The 17,166-nt window shown below is 56.2% G+C and carries 15 protein-coding genes; 12 read left to right on the top strand and 3 right to left on the bottom strand.

All coding sequences use genetic code 11. The annotated features are described in order from the left end of the window. Window positions 1-309: 309 nt before the first annotated feature. Window positions 310-516, bottom strand: a complete 207-nt coding sequence (locus ACOTWU_RS00905; protein ID WP_003858637.1) for a YbfA family protein — start codon at window positions 514-516, stop codon at window positions 310-312. Window positions 517-825: 309 nt separating this feature from the next. On the opposite strand from ACOTWU_RS00905, the gene kdpF reads away from it, so the two are divergent. The 9 genes from kdpF to potE all read left to right on the top strand — a co-directional run bounded on the left by kdpF (window position 826) and on the right by potE (window position 12,716). Then, on the top strand, window positions 826-915 hold the full coding sequence (kdpF, locus tag ACOTWU_RS00900; RefSeq protein WP_003858638.1) for a K(+)-transporting ATPase subunit F: 90 nt from the start codon (window positions 826-828) through the stop codon (window positions 913-915). Continuing rightward, entirely contained in the window at window positions 915-2,594 is a 1,680-nt protein-coding gene (gene kdpA / locus ACOTWU_RS00895) for a potassium-transporting ATPase subunit KdpA (RefSeq protein ID WP_126499049.1), read from the top strand. Before kdpF ends, kdpA begins: the two co-directional genes overlap by 1 nt. Window positions 2,595-2,612: 18 nt before the next feature. Beyond that, window positions 2,613-4,661, top strand: a complete 2,049-nt coding sequence (gene kdpB, locus ACOTWU_RS00890; RefSeq protein ID WP_126499050.1) for a potassium-transporting ATPase subunit KdpB — start codon at window positions 2,613-2,615, stop codon at window positions 4,659-4,661. Window positions 4,662-4,673: 12 nt separating this feature from the next. After that, window positions 4,674-5,249: a potassium-transporting ATPase subunit KdpC gene (gene kdpC / locus ACOTWU_RS00885; RefSeq protein ID WP_126499051.1), complete on the top strand. Its 576-nt coding sequence runs from the start codon at window positions 4,674-4,676 to the stop codon at window positions 5,247-5,249. Then, window positions 5,250-7,937 (top strand): two-component system sensor histidine kinase KdpD, encoded by a 2,688-nt coding sequence (kdpD, locus tag ACOTWU_RS00880; RefSeq protein WP_015571120.1) that lies wholly within the window; start codon window positions 5,250-5,252, stop codon window positions 7,935-7,937. After that, window positions 7,934-8,611, top strand: a complete 678-nt coding sequence (kdpE, locus tag ACOTWU_RS00875) for a two-component system response regulator KdpE (protein WP_032670340.1) — start codon at window positions 7,934-7,936, stop codon at window positions 8,609-8,611. The genes kdpD and kdpE overlap by 4 nt, the downstream gene beginning before the upstream one ends. A gap of 278 nt (window positions 8,612-8,889) precedes the next feature. Continuing rightward, window positions 8,890-8,994 carry a leader peptide SpeFL gene (speFL, locus tag ACOTWU_RS00870; protein ID WP_003858645.1) on the top strand — a complete coding sequence of 35 codons (105 nt, stop codon included), beginning with the start codon at window positions 8,890-8,892 and terminating at the stop codon, window positions 8,992-8,994. A 255-nt stretch (window positions 8,995-9,249) separates the two neighbouring features. Continuing rightward, window positions 9,250-11,448: an ornithine decarboxylase SpeF gene (speF, locus tag ACOTWU_RS00865; protein WP_126499052.1), complete on the top strand. Its 2,199-nt coding sequence runs from the start codon at window positions 9,250-9,252 to the stop codon at window positions 11,446-11,448. Then, complete coding sequence (gene potE / locus ACOTWU_RS00860) at window positions 11,445-12,716, top strand: putrescine-ornithine antiporter (RefSeq protein WP_126499053.1); 1,272 nt, start codon at window positions 11,445-11,447, stop codon at window positions 12,714-12,716. Before speF ends, potE begins: the two co-directional genes overlap by 4 nt. A 145-nt stretch (window positions 12,717-12,861) precedes the next feature. On the opposite strand, the gene pgm is transcribed toward potE, so the two are convergent. Continuing rightward, window positions 12,862-14,502, bottom strand: coding sequence for a phosphoglucomutase (alpha-D-glucose-1,6-bisphosphate-dependent) (gene pgm, locus ACOTWU_RS00855; RefSeq protein WP_126499054.1), 1,641 nt, complete (start codon window positions 14,500-14,502; stop codon window positions 12,862-12,864). A gap of 24 nt (window positions 14,503-14,526) precedes the next feature. After that, the gene (gene seqA / locus ACOTWU_RS00850; RefSeq protein ID WP_003858650.1) at window positions 14,527-15,072 is read right to left on the bottom strand and encodes a replication initiation negative regulator SeqA; all 546 of its coding nucleotides are present in this window, start codon (window positions 15,070-15,072) and stop codon (window positions 14,527-14,529) included. A 183-nt stretch (window positions 15,073-15,255) separates the two neighbouring features. Here seqA and ybfF point away from each other — a divergent pair, with 183 nt between their 5' ends. The 3 genes from ybfF to fldA all read left to right on the top strand — a co-directional run bounded on the left by ybfF (window position 15,256) and on the right by fldA (window position 17,131). Further along, window positions 15,256-16,029, top strand: a complete 774-nt coding sequence (ybfF, locus tag ACOTWU_RS00845; protein WP_032670343.1) for an esterase — start codon at window positions 15,256-15,258, stop codon at window positions 16,027-16,029. Between the two features lie 128 nt (window positions 16,030-16,157). After that, entirely contained in the window at window positions 16,158-16,445 is a 288-nt protein-coding gene (gene ybfE, locus ACOTWU_RS00840; RefSeq protein WP_003858652.1) for a LexA regulated protein, read from the top strand. A 155-nt stretch (window positions 16,446-16,600) separates the two neighbouring features. Beyond that, window positions 16,601-17,131, top strand: coding sequence for a flavodoxin FldA (gene fldA, locus ACOTWU_RS00835; protein ID WP_003858653.1), 531 nt, complete (start codon window positions 16,601-16,603; stop codon window positions 17,129-17,131). Window positions 17,132-17,166 lie beyond the last annotated feature (35 nt).

Raw genomic sequence — 17,166 nt, 5'->3', positions numbered from 1 at the left:
GGTGGACACAAGCCCGGGTAGGTGGGCTGCTTTACGGCTATGGATACACCTTTCCCAGGACCGATGCCCATTTGCGAGATGGCGGAAAGGGACGTGGCATCATAATTAGCACCAACACCAAAAGTAAGTTATTTCAGTAAAATTAGGAATTTATAAAGGTGAAGTGGATTGTGAACTTTCTAAAGAAGGGTATGATAAAAATCCCGGGTAGGGGCTGCAAGATTACCCAACGGACCGCGAATCCCGAGGGACAAAAAAACCGCCACATTGCTGTAGGCGGTTTTTTTATGGCTACGATGTCACACCGTATCAGTAGAAATCGCAGGTCGCTTTCTCGGCCTGATCCATCCACACCGGCTTCTCGCTGGTTTTCGCCCAGACGCGGTGCAGGTAACTGTAGAAACGTGCGCGATCTTTCCAGAACAGCATCACCGGCAGGGCCAGCACGCCAGCCACTACGGCGAAAGTGCGACGCATGAAAATGATATGAGCCGGAAACTCTTTATAAAGATCCATAATTTTCTCCCCTGTAGTTGGCCGGAAACCGTCTCCGAAAAATGTGAAATCTGTGACCTGGTTAAAATAATACCGCTTTGTTTGTAATTTTACTACTCATCCGACCACTTATTTTCATCCATTTCGTGAATATTTACATTCCCGCATGTAATTAAGTTACAAAAAAGTTAACGATTTACTTACCAATAGTTAAATTGTGGTCTTTCCCTTTTTATACTTTTTTTACACCTGCCCTTCTGATTTTTGCGAAATCTTTGCGCCATAAATCCTACCGTTTGTACAACAACAAAAGTCACCCGGAGGTGGATTGTGAGTGCAGGTCTGATTGCCGGCATCGTGCTGGTGTTCCTGTTATTGGGTTATCTGATTTATGCCCTGATTAATGCGGAGGCATTCTGATGGCTGCTCAGGCGTTTTTGCTTATTGCCAGCTTTTTACTGGTGCTGTTTGTGCTCGCCAGGTCGCTGGGAACAGCGCTGGCGCGTCTGATAAACAACGTGCCATTGCCGGGCACGCGAAATATTGAAAACGTGCTCTGGCGCATTTCAGGTATCAGCGATCGGGAAATGAACTGGCGCCAGTACCTGATGGCGATACTGCTTCTGAATATCCTGGGGCTTATTGCCCTCTTTACGCTGCTGATGCTCCAGGGCAGTCTGCCGTTGAACCCACAGCAGTTACCGGGTTTATCCTGGCATCTGGCGCTGAACACGGCGGTCAGCTTTGTCACCAACACCAACTGGCAGTCTTACGCTGGTGAAACCACGCTCAGCTACTTCAGCCAGATGGCCGGGTTAACCGTGCAAAACTTTCTTTCTGCGGCCAGCGGTATCGCGGTGATCTTCGCCCTGACGCGCGCGTTTGCCCGTCAGAATGTCAGCACCCTCGGCAACGCCTGGGTTGATGTCACGCGCATCACCCTTTGGATCCTGGTGCCTGTTGCGCTGATTATTGCCCTGTTCTTTATTCAGCAAGGCACTCTGCAAAACCTGCTGCCTTATACCCCTTACACCTCGCTTGAAGGGGCCAGGGAACTCCTTCCAATGGGGCCGGTGGCGTCGCAGGAAGCGATCAAGATGCTGGGCACCAACGGCGGCGGCTTCTTCAACGCCAACTCATCGCATCCGTTTGAAAACCCAACGGCATTAACCAATTTTGTACAGATGCTGGCGATCTTCCTGATCCCCGCCGCGCTCTGCTTCGCCTTTGGCGATGTGGTTAACGATCGCCGCCAGGGACGTACGCTGCTGTGGGCGATGTCGTTGATCTTCGTGGTCTGCGTAGCACTGGTGATGTGGGCCGAATGGAACGGCAACAGCCACTTCATGCAGCTGGGGGCTAACAGCAATATCAACCTGGAAGGCAAAGAGAGCCGCTTCGGCATTCTTGCCAGCAGCCTCTATGCGGTGGTCACCACGGCGGCCTCCTGCGGGGCAGTGAACGCCATGCACGACTCTTTTACCGCGCTCGGCGGCATGATCCCGATGTGGCTGATGCAGATTGGCGAGGTAGTTTTCGGTGGGGTCGGTTCGGGGCTGTACGGCATGCTGTTGTTCGTTCTGCTCGCCGTGTTTATCGCCGGGCTAATGATCGGTCGCACGCCGGAGTATCTCGGCAAAAAAATCGACGTCCGCGAAATGAAATTAACCGCGCTGGCAATTCTGGTCACCCCCACCCTTGTGCTGCTCGGTACCGCGCTGGCGCTGATGACCGACGCCGGGCGCAACGGCATCTTTAACCCGGGCATTCACGGCTTTAGCGAAGTGCTTTACGCCGTTTCGTCTGCCGCCAACAACAACGGCAGCGCCTTTGCAGGATTAAGCGCCAACTCGCCGTTCTGGAACTGTTTGCTGGCGTTCTGCATGTTCATCGGACGTTTCGGCGTGATTATTCCCGTCATGGCGATCGCTGGAACACTGGTGAATAAGAAGATCCAGCCGACCACCACCGGTACGTTACCGACTCACGGCGCGCTGTTCGTCGGCCTGCTGATTGGCACCGTTCTGCTGGTGGGTGCCCTGACCTTTATCCCCGCCCTCGCGTTAGGCCCGGTTGCGGAATATCTCTCTTTACGCTGATTTTGCGGAGAATTTGTCATGAGTCGTAAACAACTGGCCCTGCTCGAACCGACGTTAGTTCGTCAGGCCCTCATGGATGCGGTAAAAAAACTGAGCCCGCGCGTGCAGTGGCACAACCCGGTGATGTTTATTGTCTGGACTGGAAGTTTACTCACCACCGCAATGGCGATTGCCATGGGAACGGGACACCTTTCAGGGAATGCAACCTTTACCGCCGCCATCAGCCTGTGGCTGTGGTTTACCGTGCTGTTCGCCAACTTCGCCGAAGCGTTAGCGGAAGGCCGCAGTAAGGCACAGGCCAACAGCCTGAAAGGGGTAAAAAAGACCGCCTTTGCGCGCAAATTACGCGAACCTAAATACGGCGCGCAGATGGACCACGTTCCGGCGGGTGAACTGCGCAAAGGTGACGTGGTGCTGGTGGAAGCTGGCGACATCATCCCCTGCGACGGTGAGGTGATTGAGGGCGGCGCGTCGGTAGACGAAAGCGCCATTACCGGGGAATCCGCACCGGTGATCCGTGAGTCGGGCGGAGATTTCGCCTCAGTTACCGGCGGAACGCGCATTCTTTCCGACTGGCTGGTGATCCAGTGCAGCGTTAACCCGGGCGAAACCTTTCTCGACCGGATGATCGCCATGGTGGAAGGCGCACAGCGTCGTAAAACGCCGAACGAGATCGCCCTGACCATTCTGCTGGTGGCGCTCACCATTGTTTTCCTGCTGGCAACGGCGACCCTGTGGCCTTTCTCCGCCTACGGCGGTACAGCGGTTAGCATCACCGTACTGATCGCCCTGCTGGTCTGTCTGATCCCCACCACTATCGGCGGCCTGCTTTCCGCGATTGGCGTGGCGGGGATGAGCCGGATGCTGGGCGCGAACGTCATCGCCACCAGCGGACGCGCCGTTGAAGCGGCGGGTGACGTAGACGTGCTGCTGCTGGATAAAACCGGGACCATCACCCTGGGCAATCGTCAGGCCTCTGACTTTCTACCTGCTCCCGGCGTGGATGAAAAAACGCTGGCTGACGCGGCGCAGCTTTCCTCGCTGGCCGATGAAACGCCGGAAGGCCGCAGTATCGTGATCCTCGCCAAGCAGCGCTTTAACCTGCGCCAGCGCGACGTTCAGAGCCTGCACGCCACGTTCGTGCCCTTCACAGCGCAAACCCGAATGAGCGGAATTAACATTCAGGACCGGATGATCCGTAAAGGGTCCGTTGATGCCATTCGCCGTCATATTGAAGCCAATAATGGACACTTCCCCCCGGAAGTCGACAACCTGGTGGAAAGCGTGGCGCGTCAGGGAGCAACCCCGCTGGTGGTGGCGGAAGGTGCAAGCGTTCTGGGGGTTATCGCCCTGAAGGATATCGTTAAAGGCGGTATTAAAGAGCGTTTCGCCCAGATGCGTAAGATGGGCATTAAAACAGTGATGATCACCGGGGATAACCGTCTGACTGCGGCGGCCATTGCCGCCGAAGCGGGCGTGGATGATTTCCTTTCCGAAGCGACGCCGGAAGCGAAGCTGGCACTCATTCGCCAGTATCAGGCGGAAGGCCGTCTGGTGGCGATGACCGGCGACGGCACCAACGACGCCCCGGCGCTGGCGCAGGCCGACGTGGCGGTGGCGATGAACTCCGGTACCCAGGCGGCAAAAGAGGCGGGCAACATGGTGGATCTCGACTCGAACCCGACCAAGCTGATCGAAGTGGTACATATCGGGAAGCAGATGCTGATGACGCGCGGCTCGCTGACCACGTTCAGTATCGCCAACGACGTGGCGAAGTATTTCGCCATCATTCCGGCGGCTTTTGCGGCAACCTACCCGCAGCTGAATGCCCTGAACGTGATGCACCTGCACTCTCCGGCCTCGGCCATTTTGAGCGCGGTGATCTTCAACGCGCTGATTATTGTCTTTCTTATTCCGCTGGCGCTGAAAGGGGTGAGCTATAAGCCGCTGACGGCCGCCGCCATGCTGCGCCGTAACCTGTGGATTTACGGTCTGGGTGGGCTGGTGGTGCCCTTTATTGGGATCAAGGTTATCGACATGCTGTTAACGCTGTTCGGGCTGGTTTAAAAGGTGGATCCAATGACGATGTTACGTCCCGCTATACTGTTGTTTATTCTGCTGTCTCTGATTACCGGCGGGCTTTACCCGCTGATGACTACCGCGCTGGGCCAGTGGCGGTTTAAAGATCAGGCCAACGGCTCGCTGATTATCCAGAACGGTGAAAACCGCGGCTCGCGTCTGATTGGGCAGAACTTTACGGACCCGCGCTACTTCCAGGGACGCCCTTCCGCCACTGCGGAAAGCCCGTATAATCCAATGGCCTCCGGCGGCAGCAATCTGGCTGGCAGTAATCCTGACCTGGACAAAGCCGTTGCTGAACGCGTTGCCGCCCTGCGCGCCGCGAATCCGCAGGCCAGCCGTGAGGTGCCGGTTGAGCTGATCACCGCTTCCGCGAGCGGGCTGGATTACAGCCTGACGCCGGATGCGGTGGTGTGGCAGATCCCACGCGTGGCAGCCGCCCGTCAGCTGACCGTCGAGCAGGTGAGCCAGCTGGTCGCAGAACATACGCAAAAGCCGCTGGTCAGCTTCATCGGCATGCCGGTAGTGAACATTGTTGAGCTGAATCTGGCGCTGGACGCGCTAAGGAAGAACTAAATGACCGACGAGCCCATGCGCCCGGATCCGGACAGGCTGCTTGAACAGACGGCTGAAGCCCACCGCGGCAAGCTGAAAATTTTCTTCGGCGCCTGCGCGGGCGTCGGGAAAACCTTCGCCATGCTGACGGAAGCCCAGCGGCTTCGGGCGCAGGGGCTTGATATTCTCATCGGCGTGGTGGAAACCCACGGTCGCAAAGAGACGGCTGCGCTGCTGACGGGGCTGGCGACGCAGCCGCCCCAGCGTATCAGCCATCGCGGGCGGCTGGTCACGGAGTTTGATCTTGATGCCGCCCTCGCCCGCCGCCCTGCCCTGATCCTGATGGACGAACTGGCGCACAGCAATGCGCCAGGCTCCCGCCATCCGAAGCGCTGGCAGGATGTTGAGGAGCTGCTTGAGGCAGGCATTGACGTCTTCACCACGGTGAATGTTCAGCATCTGGAAAGCCTGAACGACGTAGTGAGCGGCGTAACCGGTATCCAGGTGCGGGAAACCGTCCCCGATCCGTTTTTTGATTCTGCCGATGAAGTCGTACTGGTTGACCTGCCGCCGGACGATCTACGCCAGCGCCTGCACGAAGGCAAAGTGTATATTGCCGGCCAGGCCGAACGCGCCATCGAACATTTTTTCCGCAAAGGAAACCTGATTGCCCTGCGCGAGCTGGCCCTGCGCCGCACCGCCGATCGCGTTGATGACCAGATGCGCGCCTGGCGAGACCTACAGGGACAAGAGCGCGTCTGGCACACGCGGGACGCCATTCTGTTATGCATTGGTCACGGCAGCGGCAACGAAAAACTGGTTCGCACCGCCGCCCGGCTGGCAGCGAAATTTGGCAGCGTCTGGCACGCGGTCTACGTCGAAACGCCGCAGCTGCATGGTCTGCCAGAAAATCAGCGTCGCGCCATTTTGAGCGCGCTGCGGCTGGCGCAGGAGCTGGGTGCCGAAACCGCCACCCTTTCCGAACCGCAGGAAGATAAAGCCATTCTGCGCTACGCGCGCGAGCACAACCTGGGCAAGATTGTCATTGGACGTCGACAGCATCGCCGCTGGTTTAGCCGCGAATCTTTTGCCGACAGGCTGGCCCGCCGCGCGCCGGATCTTGATTTAGTCATCGTCGCGCTGGATGACAAGCCCGCCCCTCTGCCCAACCGTACGCCGGATGCTCGCACCTTTGGCGATAAATGGCGCATTCAGATCCGGGGTTGCCTGGTGGCCGTGGTCCTTTGCGCCCTGATTACGGTGATTGCCAGCCAGTGGCTCATCGCCTTCGACGCCGCCAATCTGGTCATGATTTATCTGCTCGGCGTCGTTGTGGTCGCGCTCTTTTATGGCCGCTGGCCGTCGGTGCTGGCAACGGTGATCAACGTCATCAGCTTCGACCTTTTTTTTATCGCTCCGCGCGGGACGCTTGCTGTCTCGGACGTGCAGTACATTCTGACCTTTGCCGTGATGCTTACCGTCGGGCTGGTGATCGGGAATCTGACGGCAGGCGTACGCTACCAGGCACGCATTGCCCGCTATCGCGAGCAGCGCACGCGCCATCTGTATGAAATGTCAAAATCGCTGGCGGTTGGCCGCACGCAGCGGGATATCGTGCAGACCAGCGAGCAGTTTATTCGTTCGACCTTTCATGCCAGTAACCTGATTTTGCTCCCCGACGAACAAGGGCGCCTTCGCCCGCTGACCTCCCCTTCGGGGATGACGCCCTGGGATGAAGCGATTGCCCGCTGGAGTTTCGATAAGGGGTTACCTGCCGGCGCCGGCACCGACACGCTGCCCGGCGTGCCTTACCAGATCCTGCCGCTGCGCAGCGCGGATAAAAATCACGGGCTGGTCATCGTCGAGCCGTCTAACCTGCGTCAGCTGATGATCCCAGAGCAGCAGCGCCTGCTGGAAACCTTCACCCTGCTGGTCGCCAGCGCCCTTGAACGGCTGGCGCTCACCGCCAGCGAAGAGCAGGCGCGGCTGGCAAGCGAGCGCGAAAGTATTCGCAATTCACTGCTGGCAGCGCTGTCTCACGATTTGCGCACCCCGCTTACCGTGCTGTTTGGCCAGTCCGAAATTCTGACGCTGGATCTGGCGGCGGAAGGATCAAAGCACGCGATGCAGGCCAGCGAAATTCGCCAGCACGTGCTGAATACCACGCGCCTGGTGAACAACCTGCTGGACATGGCGCGCATTCAGTCCGGCGGGTTTAACCTCAAAAAAGAGTGGCTCACCCTTGAGGAGGTTGTCGGCAGTGCGCTGAAGATGCTGGAGCCGGGTCTCGGCGGGCGCCATATTGAGCTGGACATGCCGGAACCCCTGACGTTAATCCATGTGGATGGCCCGCTGTTTGAGCGCGTGCTGATTAATCTGCTGGAAAACGCGGCTAAATACGCCGGGACAAAGGCCCGGCTGGGGATTGCTGCCAGGGTGGATAAACGTGTGCTGCGGCTCGACGTCTGGGATAACGGGCCGGGTATTCCGGCCGGTCAGGAGCGCGCCATATTCGAAAAATTTGCGCGCGGTAATAAGGAATCCGCCATTCCGGGCGTTGGGCTGGGTCTGGCGATCTGCCAGGCGATTGTCGACGTGCATGGTGGCACCATTTCCGCAGAGAACCGCCCGGAAGGTGGGGCACGCTTTTGTGTTACACTTCCTCTTGAAACCCCACCAGAACTTGATGAATTACCAGAGGATTTGTGATTAACGTTCTGATTGTTGAAGATGAGCTCGCTATCAGCCGATTTCTGCGTACCGCGCTGGAAGGCGACGGCTTGCGCGTGCATGAAGCCGGTACGCTTCAACGGGGGTTAATTGAAGCCGCCACCCGCAAGCCAGATCTGGTGATCCTGGATCTGGGACTTCCGGATGGCGACGGCATCGATTTTATTCGTGAGGTGCGTCAGTGGAGCCAGATGCCCATTCTGGTGCTCTCTGCCCGCACCGAAGAGACGGATAAAATCGCCGCGCTGGATGCCGGAGCGGATGATTATCTGATCAAACCGTTTGGCATTGGCGAGTTACAGGCCCGGCTTCGTGTGGCGCTGCGTCGACACAGTGCCACGTCCTCTTCCGATCCGGTGTACGCCTTTGGCGATATCCGCGTCGATCTTGCCGCCCGCCGCATCGTGCGAGGGGAAGAAGAGATCCACCTTACGCCTATCGAATTTCGTCTGCTGGCCGTGCTGCTCAATAACCACGGAAAAGTGTTAACGCAGCGACAGCTGTTAAGCCAGGTCTGGGGACCGAATGCTGTCGAGCATAGTCACTATTTACGCATTTATATGGGACACCTTCGCCAGAAACTTGAAGCCGATCCCGCGCGTCCTCGTCATTTATTAACAGAAACCGGTATCGGATATCGGTTTATGATCTGAATAAGTATTCACTTTAATTTTAAATAAAAAACATACCAGCCTTAATATAGCCATGAAAATAACGATGAGTTTATTTTCATAGCTATATCCGCCCTCTTTAAACACAATTAAAACATCAATTTAACACCGAACCAACAAAACAGCATTTTGATCTGCGTTATTCACTCAAAACGACTAATTATTTCTGAAATGATCGGTTATTGGTGATCTGTTTCACAGTTAATCCCTTTTTCCTGGATAAAATGACCATGCTTTCAATTACTGAAAGGAAACTGAACATGGAAAACAATAATCGTTTAATGCCCCATATAAGGCGGACAACACATATCATGATGTTTGCCCACCGTAACTGTTTTGACTTTCATCTCTTTAACGCCCGGTAGTCCTTCGACTTCTGGCGCATCTGCTTACAGGTTATCCTGAAAAACGCTATTTTACAGGCTGTTGCCTGTGAGCACCTGCGCTCATTCCTTGTGATTCAGATTCTCCGCAACCGGGCGGACTGAATTCTACTCAGCAAAAAAGCAATTAACTGATTTCGTATCAGCGGACACGCTTTGCTTTTTTTTCCGGAAATAATCGATTTCTTTACCGCAAGAAGTCGAGGGCCCCATATTGCCTGAAATAAAGAGATAAAGATGAAAACGTTAAAAATTGCCGTCAGCCGTGCCTGCCCTGAATGCTTTACCACTTCGCGCGACATCGTGGATATCACCGCATCAGATTATATTGATGTGGCAGCCGTGGTTCTGGCCGTCAGCGATATTTTCAATGGCGCCATAGAAGAAATAGAAGCCACGGGATTCGGTATCCCGGTGTTTATTGCCACGCATAAAGAAGAAAGGGTTCCGGCTGAATTTCTGTCGCGTATTCACGGCGTTTTTGAGTACTCCGACACCAGCAATGCGTACTACGGACGCCAGCTTGAAGCGGCTGCACAGAAGTACGAAACCCAGCTCCGCCCGCCGTTCTTCCGCGCGCTGGTCGATTACGTCCAGCAGGGGAACAGCGCGTTTGACTGCCCCGGACATCAGGGAGGCCAGTTCTTCCGCCGCCATCCGGCCGGAAACCAGTTTGTCGATTTCTTTGGCGAAACGCTTTTCCGCGCCGATCTGTGCAATGCCGACGTGGCAATGGGCGATCTGCTGATCCACGAAGGCGCGCCATGCATCGCCCAGCAGCATGCGGCAAAAGTCTTTAATGCGGATAAAACCTACTTCGTGCTGAACGGCACCTCCTCTTCCAACAAGGTGGTGCTCAATGCCCTGCTCACGCCAGGCGATCTGGTGCTGTTCGATCGCAATAACCATAAATCTAATCACCACGGGGCGCTGTTACAGGCGGGCGCGACGCCGGTGTATCTGGAAACGGCGCGCAACCCGTACGGGTTTATCGGCGGTATCGACGCACACTGTTTCGACGAGAGCTACCTGCGGGAGCTGGTGTCAGAGGTCGCGCCTGGCCGTGCGCGGGATGAACGTCCGTTCCGTCTGGCGGTGATCCAGCTGGGCACCTACGACGGTACCATTTATAACGCCCGTCAGGTGGTGGATAAGATTGGTCACCTGTGCGATTACATTCTGTTTGACTCCGCCTGGGTGGGTTACGAGCAGTTTATCCCGATGATGGCCGACTGCTCGCCGCTGCTGCTGGAGCTGAACGAAAACGATCCGGGCATTCTGGTGACCCAGTCGGTGCATAAGCAGCAGGCGGGCTTCTCGCAAACCTCGCAAATCCATAAGAAGGACAGCCACATAAAAGGCCAGCCGCGCTATGTCCCGCATAAACGCCTCAACAACGCCTTTATGATGCACGCCTCCACCAGCCCGTTTTATCCGCTGTTTGCCGCCCTGGATATCAACGCCCGCATGCACGAGGGGCAAAGTGGGCGCAACATGTGGATGGACTGCGTGGTGACGGGTATCGAAGCGCGGAAACTGATCCTTCAGAACTGTCAGTTTATTCGTCCGTTCGTGCCGGAGACGGTGGATGGCCGTCCATGGGAAAGCTGGGATACGGCAGAGATTGCGACCGATCTGCGCTTCTTCCATTTCGTTCCGGGCGAACGCTGGCACGCCTTTGAGGGATACGCCGAGCATCAGTATTTTATCGATCCCTGCAAACTGCTGCTAACTACGCCGGGCATCAACGCCCGCACCGGTGAGTACGATGATTTCGGCGTGCCCGCGACCATCCTCGCCAACTTCCTGCGTGAAAACGGCATCGTGCCGGAAAAATGCGACCTCAATTCCATTCTGTTCCTGCTCACCCCGGCGGAGGACATGGGCAAATTGCAGCAGCTCGTCGCCCAGCTGGTGCGCTTCGAAAAACTGCTCCAGAGCGATGTGCCGCTGAAAGAGGTTCTGCCCTCTCTTTATAAGCAACATCCGGAACGTTATGCGGATTATACCCTGCGTCAGATTTGTCAGGAGATGCATGACCTCTACGCCCGCCATAACGTGAAGCAGTTGCAGAAAGAGATGTTCCGCAAGTCTCACTTCCCACGCGTCATGATGAACCTGCAGGAGGCGAACTATGCCTATCTGCGCGGTGAGGTCGAGCTGGTGTCCCTGCGCGACGCGGAAGGCCGTATCGCCGCGGAAGGCGCGCTGCCTTACCCACCGGGGGTGTTGTGCGTGGTGCCGGGAGAAGTCTGGGGCGGTTCCGTGCTGCGCTATTTCGCCGCGCTGGAAGACGGGATCAATCTGCTGCCGGGTTTTGCGCCGGAGTTACAGGGGGTTTACGTCGAGGAGTGTGACGGTCGCAAACAGGTGCGCTGCTACGTCATCAAACAACCTGCCGCTCAGCCATCGCTGCTGAAAGGAGAAAAATTATGAGTAAGGCCAACAAGATGGGCGTGGTGCAACTCACTATTCTCACCATGGTGAATATGATGGGTTCGGGGATCATCATGCTCCCCACCAAGCTCGCTGAAGTGGGGACGATTTCGATTATCTCCTGGCTTGTTACCGCCGTGGGTTCGATGGCGCTGGCGTGGGCGTTTGCCAAGTGCGGTATGTTCAGCCGCAAGTCCGGTAACTTTATGGCGAACTATACCTATGGCGTGTCGCTGCTGATCGCCAATGTGGCGATTGCCATTTCCGCTGTCGGTTACGGCACAGAGCTGTTTGGCGCGACGCTGACCCCGGTGCAAATTGGGCTGGCGACCATCGGCGTGCTCTGGATCTGCACCGTCGCTAACTTTGGCGGCGCGCGCATCACCGGACAGCTCAGCAGCATCACCGTCTGGGGCGTCATCATCCCGGTTGTCGGCCTGTGCATCATCGGCTGGTTCTGGTTCAGCCCGACGCTGTACGCCAATTCCTGGAATCCGCATCACGTACCGTTCTTCACCGCCGTGGGATCGTCCATCGCCATGACGCTGTGGGCCTTCCTCGGGCTGGAGTCGGCCTGTGCGAATGCGGAAGTGGTGGAAAACCCGGAGAAAAATGTGCCGATCGCGGTACTCGGCGGGACGCTGGGGGCGGCGGTGATCTATATCGTCTCAACCAACGTGATTGCGGGAATTGTGCCCAACATGGATCTGGCTAACTCCACGGCGCCGTTCGGACTGGCGTTTGCGCAGATGTTTACGCCGGAGGTAGGGAAAGTGATCATGGGACTGATGGTGATGTCCTGCTGCGGCTCGCTGCTGGGCTGGCAGTTCACCATCGCCCAGGTATTCAAATCTTCCGCTGACGAAGGTTATTTCCCGAAAATCTTCTCCCGCGTCACCAAAGCCGATGCACCGGTGCAGGGTATGCTGGCGATTGTGGTTTTCCAGAGCGGTTTGTCGCTGATGACCATCAGCCCGTCACTGAACAGCCAGTTTAACGTGCTGGTCAACCTGGCGGTGGTGACGAACATCATTCCGTACATTCTGTCGATGGCGGCGCTGGTGATTATTCAGAAGGTGGCGAAGGTGGATCCGCGCAAAGCCCGGGCGGCCAATATCGTGGCGCTGATTGGGGCGATTTACAGCTTCTATGCGCTCTACTCGTCCGGTCAGGAGGCGATGCTGTATGGGGCGATGGTGACATTCATGGGCTGGACGCTGTACGGTCTGGTCTCACCACGGTTTGAACTGAAGAATAAACATAGTTAAAAAAGAAGCCCGGTAGCGCTGGCGCTTACCGGGCCTACGAGGTCAATGCAAAACGGCAACCCTGAGGTTGCCGTTTTTTATGTTTTCTCCCTCTCCCAGTGGGAGAGGGCCGGGGTGAGGGCATCAGCCCGCACCAGATCACGACTTACGCGTTTTTCAGCACTTCGCTGACAATCTCTACCGCTTCTTTCTCAATCTGCTGACGATGCTCAGCGCCGAGGAAGCTTTCACAATAGATTTTGTACGCATCTTCCGTACCGGATGGACGCGCGGCGAACCAGCCGTTTTCGGTCATCACCTTCAGGCCGCCGATCGATGCGCCGTTACCCGGCGCCGCCGTCAGGCGCGCGGTGATCGGGTCACCTGCCAGGGTACTGGCACTGACCATCTCCGGAGAGAGTTTTGACAGAGCTGCTTTTTGCGCAGACGTGGCGCCAGCCTGAATACGGTTATAGCTTGGCGCACCAAAACGTTCCGCCAGCTCGTTGTAATGTTCCTGCGGGTTCTTACCGGTGATCGCGGTTATTTCCGCCGCCAGCAGGCACATGATGATGCCGTCTTTATCGGTTGACCATGGGGTGCCGTCGAAGCGCAGGAAGGATGCCCCCGCGCTCTCTTCACCGCCAAAGCCGAAGCTGCCGTCGTGCAGACCATCAACAAACCACTTAAAGCCCACCGGCACTTCCACCAGCTTGCGACCCAGCGCGTCGACCACACGGTCAATCATGGCGGAAGAGACCAGCGTTTTACCCACCGCGACCTCTTTGCCCCACTGCGGACGGTGCTGGAAGAGATAGTTAATCGCAACAGCCAGGTAGTGGTTCGGGTTCATCAGCCCGGCAGGGGTGACGATACCGTGACGGTCGTAGTCCGGGTCGTTGGCAAACGCCAGATCGAACTTGTCGCGCAGCGCCAGCAGGCCAGCCATTGCGCATTCGGAGGAGCAGTCCATACGGATCGCGCCGTCTTTGTCCAGGTGCATAAAGCGGAAGGTCTGATCGACGTGATCGTTCACGATGGTCAGATCCAGCTTGTAGTGCTCGGCAATGCGTTTCCAGTATTCAATACCGGAGCCGCCCAGTGGATCCACGCCCAGCTTCAGACCGGCTTTCTGGATAGCGGCCATATCGACGATATCCGCCAGCCCTTCCACGAACGGCTGCACCAGATCCTGCTCTTTCACGTGGCCGGAGGCCATGGCTTCATCCAGCGAGATGCGTTTCACACCGTTCAGACCGTTAGCCAGTAACGCGTTGGCACGATCTTCCACCACTTTCGTGACGTTGGTATCCGCCGGGCCACCGTTAGGTGGGTTGTACTTGATGCCGCCATCTTCCGGTGGGTTGTGGGACGGGGTGATCACAATGCCGTCAGCCTGCGCGCCACCTTTTTTGTTGTGTACCAGAATAGCGTTAGAAACCGCTGGCGTTGGCGTAAAACCGTTGTTCTCCTGAACAATCACGTCTACGCCGTTCGCCGCCAGCACTTCCAGCACGGAGATAAAAGCAGGTTCAGACAGGGCGTGGGTATCTTTCCCTACATAGCACGGACCGGTGACGCCATTTTTGGCGCGCTCTTCCGCGATGGCCTGAGCAATGGCCAGAATGTGCGGTTCGTTAAAGCTGTGGCGCGCCGCACTACCGCGGTGGCCAGATGTACCAAACTTCACTGCGTGTTCTGCGTTGCCCACCACCGGCTTCAGCACGTAGTACTGCGCGGTCAGTTGAGCGACGTTAATCAAATCGCTTTGTTGTGCAGGTTGTCCTGCACGGCTGTGATTTGCCATTGCCTGGTCCTTCTGATGCAAGGGTTAAATTGTACCGCAAACCTTTTCGATCAATTCCGCCGGGAACTGCATGGACTGCATGATATGTTCGATCATGCTGCACTTACGACCCGTATTGGTGTTGGTGATCACCCAGTATGGTGTACCGGGAACGTGTTTGGGCTTGGTTTGGTTGCCATTTTGCAGCAGGGTCTGCTCGTCGCCTGCGAAGTAAACGCGCGTGCGACCGTGCAGCGACTCTGTCGCTTCTGCAAATGCGTTGTTATCCAGTGAGTAAAGTGTAGACAGCACCAGCATAAAGCGGTTAACCGCCTTTTTCTGCTCGGCATATTCATCGGACAGCAGCAGCTCGCGCATCGCGCGCACTTTGTCTTTTGCCGGCATGACGGCAGGTTTTACTTGTGCAACAACGCTCGGCTGAGACACGACATCTTTAGTGACAGGAGTGGGCTGTGAGGCGGCGGAAATTTTAAGCATGCGCCGTAAAATGTCGGACGCGCTCTCCCCAATATGCCGCGTCTGGCTGGCAATATACTGATAGAGTTCGTCATCAACTTCGATTGTTTTCATCTTAATCCAGTGCGATATCTTATCTGAATACAAGTCGTTGAGATTATAAGGTCAAATCCCAACAGCGGATAGCGTCAAACCAGGTTGGCGGCAAAAGTCAGATTAAACTGGATCCTTGCCCCCGGGCGGCAGAATGGTCAACATGATACCCTAACCTGACAAACCTAAAAAAAGAACTTTGCCATGAAATTGAATACCCGAGCGCAAACTGCACAATCGCCGAACAATAATTCTCCCATCGTACTGGTTCACGGCCTGTTTGGTAGTCTGGATAATCTGGGTGTGCTGGCGCGCGATTTAGTGACCGATCACGCGATCCTCCAGGTTGATATGCGCAATCACGGTCTTTCTGGGCGCTCGGAGGAGATGACCTACGCAGCCATGGCGCAGGATCTGCGGGACACCCTCGATGCGAATAATATCCAGAAAGCGACGCTTATCGGGCATTCAATGGGCGGCAAAGCGGTGATGGCGCTCACTGCGCTGGCCCCTGAGCGAATTTCCGGGCTGGTGGTCATCGACGTTGCGCCCGTCAATTACGACGTTCGCCGTCACGATGAGATTTTTACCGCCATCAATGCGGTCACCGAAGCGGGTGTCGCAACTCGCCAGCAGGCGGCTGCCGTTATGCGTGAGCATCTTGATGAGGAAGGCGTAGTTCAGTTCCTGCTGAAATCGTTTGTTGACGGACAATGGCGCTTTAACGTCCCGGTATTGTGGGATCAGTATTCGCATATTGTGGGCTGGGAAACCGTCCCCGCCTGGCCGCACCCTACCCTTTTTATTCGCGGCGGCAACTCCCCTTACGTCACTGACGCGTACCGTGACACGCTGCTGGCGCAATTCCCGCAGGCTCGCGCTCACGTCATTGCCGGTGCCGGGCACTGGGTACACGCGGAAAAACCGGATGCCGTCCTGCGCGCTATTCGCCGCTATCTTACTGATACAGCGAATTGATTAAAAAGCCAGCGACCGGAAGACGACGGGCTTCCAGTCGTTGGCGTGTGGATTTGGGTGATGTATGATGGCGCGCTTATCGCCCGGGCATTAGCAGGGCGGCGTGTTTCCCCCGAAGTCTCAGAATCATGGCCAAAGAACAAACGGACCGTACGACACTAGATCTGTTCGCGAATGAGCGTCGACCGGGACGACCGAAAACGAATCCGCTTTCGCGCGATGAACAGCTGCGTATCAATAAACGCAACCAGCTTAAACGCGATAAAAATCGTGGGCTTAAGCGTGTCGAACTGAAGCTGAATGCCGATGCCGTCGATGCGCTTAACGAATTAGCTGACGCGCGCAACATCAGCCGCAGCGAACTGATCGAAGAGATGCTGATCGCCCAGCTTGAGACGTTACGCGGCAAGGCGTGAGTCAGAAAATCCCCAATATTACCTTTTTCATGTAGCACAGAGTGCAGTCCTGCGTGATAGCTGTTTCCGCAGGGTTGCCTGTTCTGCTATTATTGCCCTTATCCGTGGACAATTTGCGCCACCATACCATTAAGTTTCAAGAGGTTATTTTACTCATGGCAATCATCGGCATTTTCTTTGGCAGTGATACCGGCAATACTGAAAATATCGCAAAAAACATTCAAAAACAGCTCGGTAAAGACGTTGCTGATGTGCATGACATCGCCAAGAGCAGCAAAGAAGATCTCGAGGGCTATGACATCCTGCTGCTGGGCATCCCGACCTGGTACTACGGTGAAGCACAGTGTGACTGGGACGATTTCTTCCCGACGCTGGAAGAAGTAGACTTCAACGGCAAGCTGGTTGCCCTGTTTGGCTGTGGCGATCAGGAAGACTATGCTGAGTATTTCTGTGATGCGCTGGGCACTATTCGCGACATCATTGAGCCACGCGGTGCGGCGATCGTCGGTCACTGGCCAACGGCGGGTTACCATTTCGAAGCGTCCAAAGGTCTGGCAGATGACGATCACTTCGTTGGCCTGGCCATTGATGAAGACCGTCAGCCAGAGCTGACCGCTGAGCGTGTAGAAAAATGGGTTAAGCAGGTTCGTGAAGAGCTGAACCTGGACGATATCCTTAACGCCTGATATCCCTGCGGCGCAACTCCGGTTGCGCCCGTTTT

This window comes from Enterobacter cloacae complex sp. GYL001 (genome assembly GCF_049237125.1).
In the GTDB taxonomy this organism is placed as follows: domain Bacteria; phylum Pseudomonadota; class Gammaproteobacteria; order Enterobacterales; family Enterobacteriaceae; genus Enterobacter; species Enterobacter hormaechei_C.
Note: the sequence above shows the minus strand (reverse complement) of the source record. Positions and strands in the feature narration are given on the sequence as shown.

Coding starts and splice junctions, on each gene's coding strand:
- ACOTWU_RS00905 (WP_003858637.1), bottom strand. CDS start 516: ATGGATCTTTATAAAGAGTTTCCGGCTCATATCATTTTCATGCGTCGC.
- kdpA (WP_126499049.1), top strand. CDS start 915: ATGGCTGCTCAGGCGTTTTTGCTTATTGCCAGCTTTTTACTGGTGCTG.
- kdpB (WP_126499050.1), top strand. CDS start 2,613: ATGAGTCGTAAACAACTGGCCCTGCTCGAACCGACGTTAGTTCGTCAG.
- kdpC (WP_126499051.1), top strand. CDS start 4,674: ATGACGATGTTACGTCCCGCTATACTGTTGTTTATTCTGCTGTCTCTG.
- kdpD (WP_015571120.1), top strand. CDS start 5,250: ATGACCGACGAGCCCATGCGCCCGGATCCGGACAGGCTGCTTGAACAG.
- speFL (WP_003858645.1), top strand. CDS start 8,890: ATGGAAAACAATAATCGTTTAATGCCCCATATAAGGCGGACAACACAT.
- speF (WP_126499052.1), top strand. CDS start 9,250: ATGAAAACGTTAAAAATTGCCGTCAGCCGTGCCTGCCCTGAATGCTTT.
- potE (WP_126499053.1), top strand. CDS start 11,445: ATGAGTAAGGCCAACAAGATGGGCGTGGTGCAACTCACTATTCTCACC.
- pgm (WP_126499054.1), bottom strand. CDS start 14,502: ATGGCAAATCACAGCCGTGCAGGACAACCTGCACAACAAAGCGATTTG.
- seqA (WP_003858650.1), bottom strand. CDS start 15,072: ATGAAAACAATCGAAGTTGATGACGAACTCTATCAGTATATTGCCAGC.
- ybfF (WP_032670343.1), top strand. CDS start 15,256: ATGAAATTGAATACCCGAGCGCAAACTGCACAATCGCCGAACAATAAT.
- ybfE (WP_003858652.1), top strand. CDS start 16,158: ATGGCCAAAGAACAAACGGACCGTACGACACTAGATCTGTTCGCGAAT.
- fldA (WP_003858653.1), top strand. CDS start 16,601: ATGGCAATCATCGGCATTTTCTTTGGCAGTGATACCGGCAATACTGAA.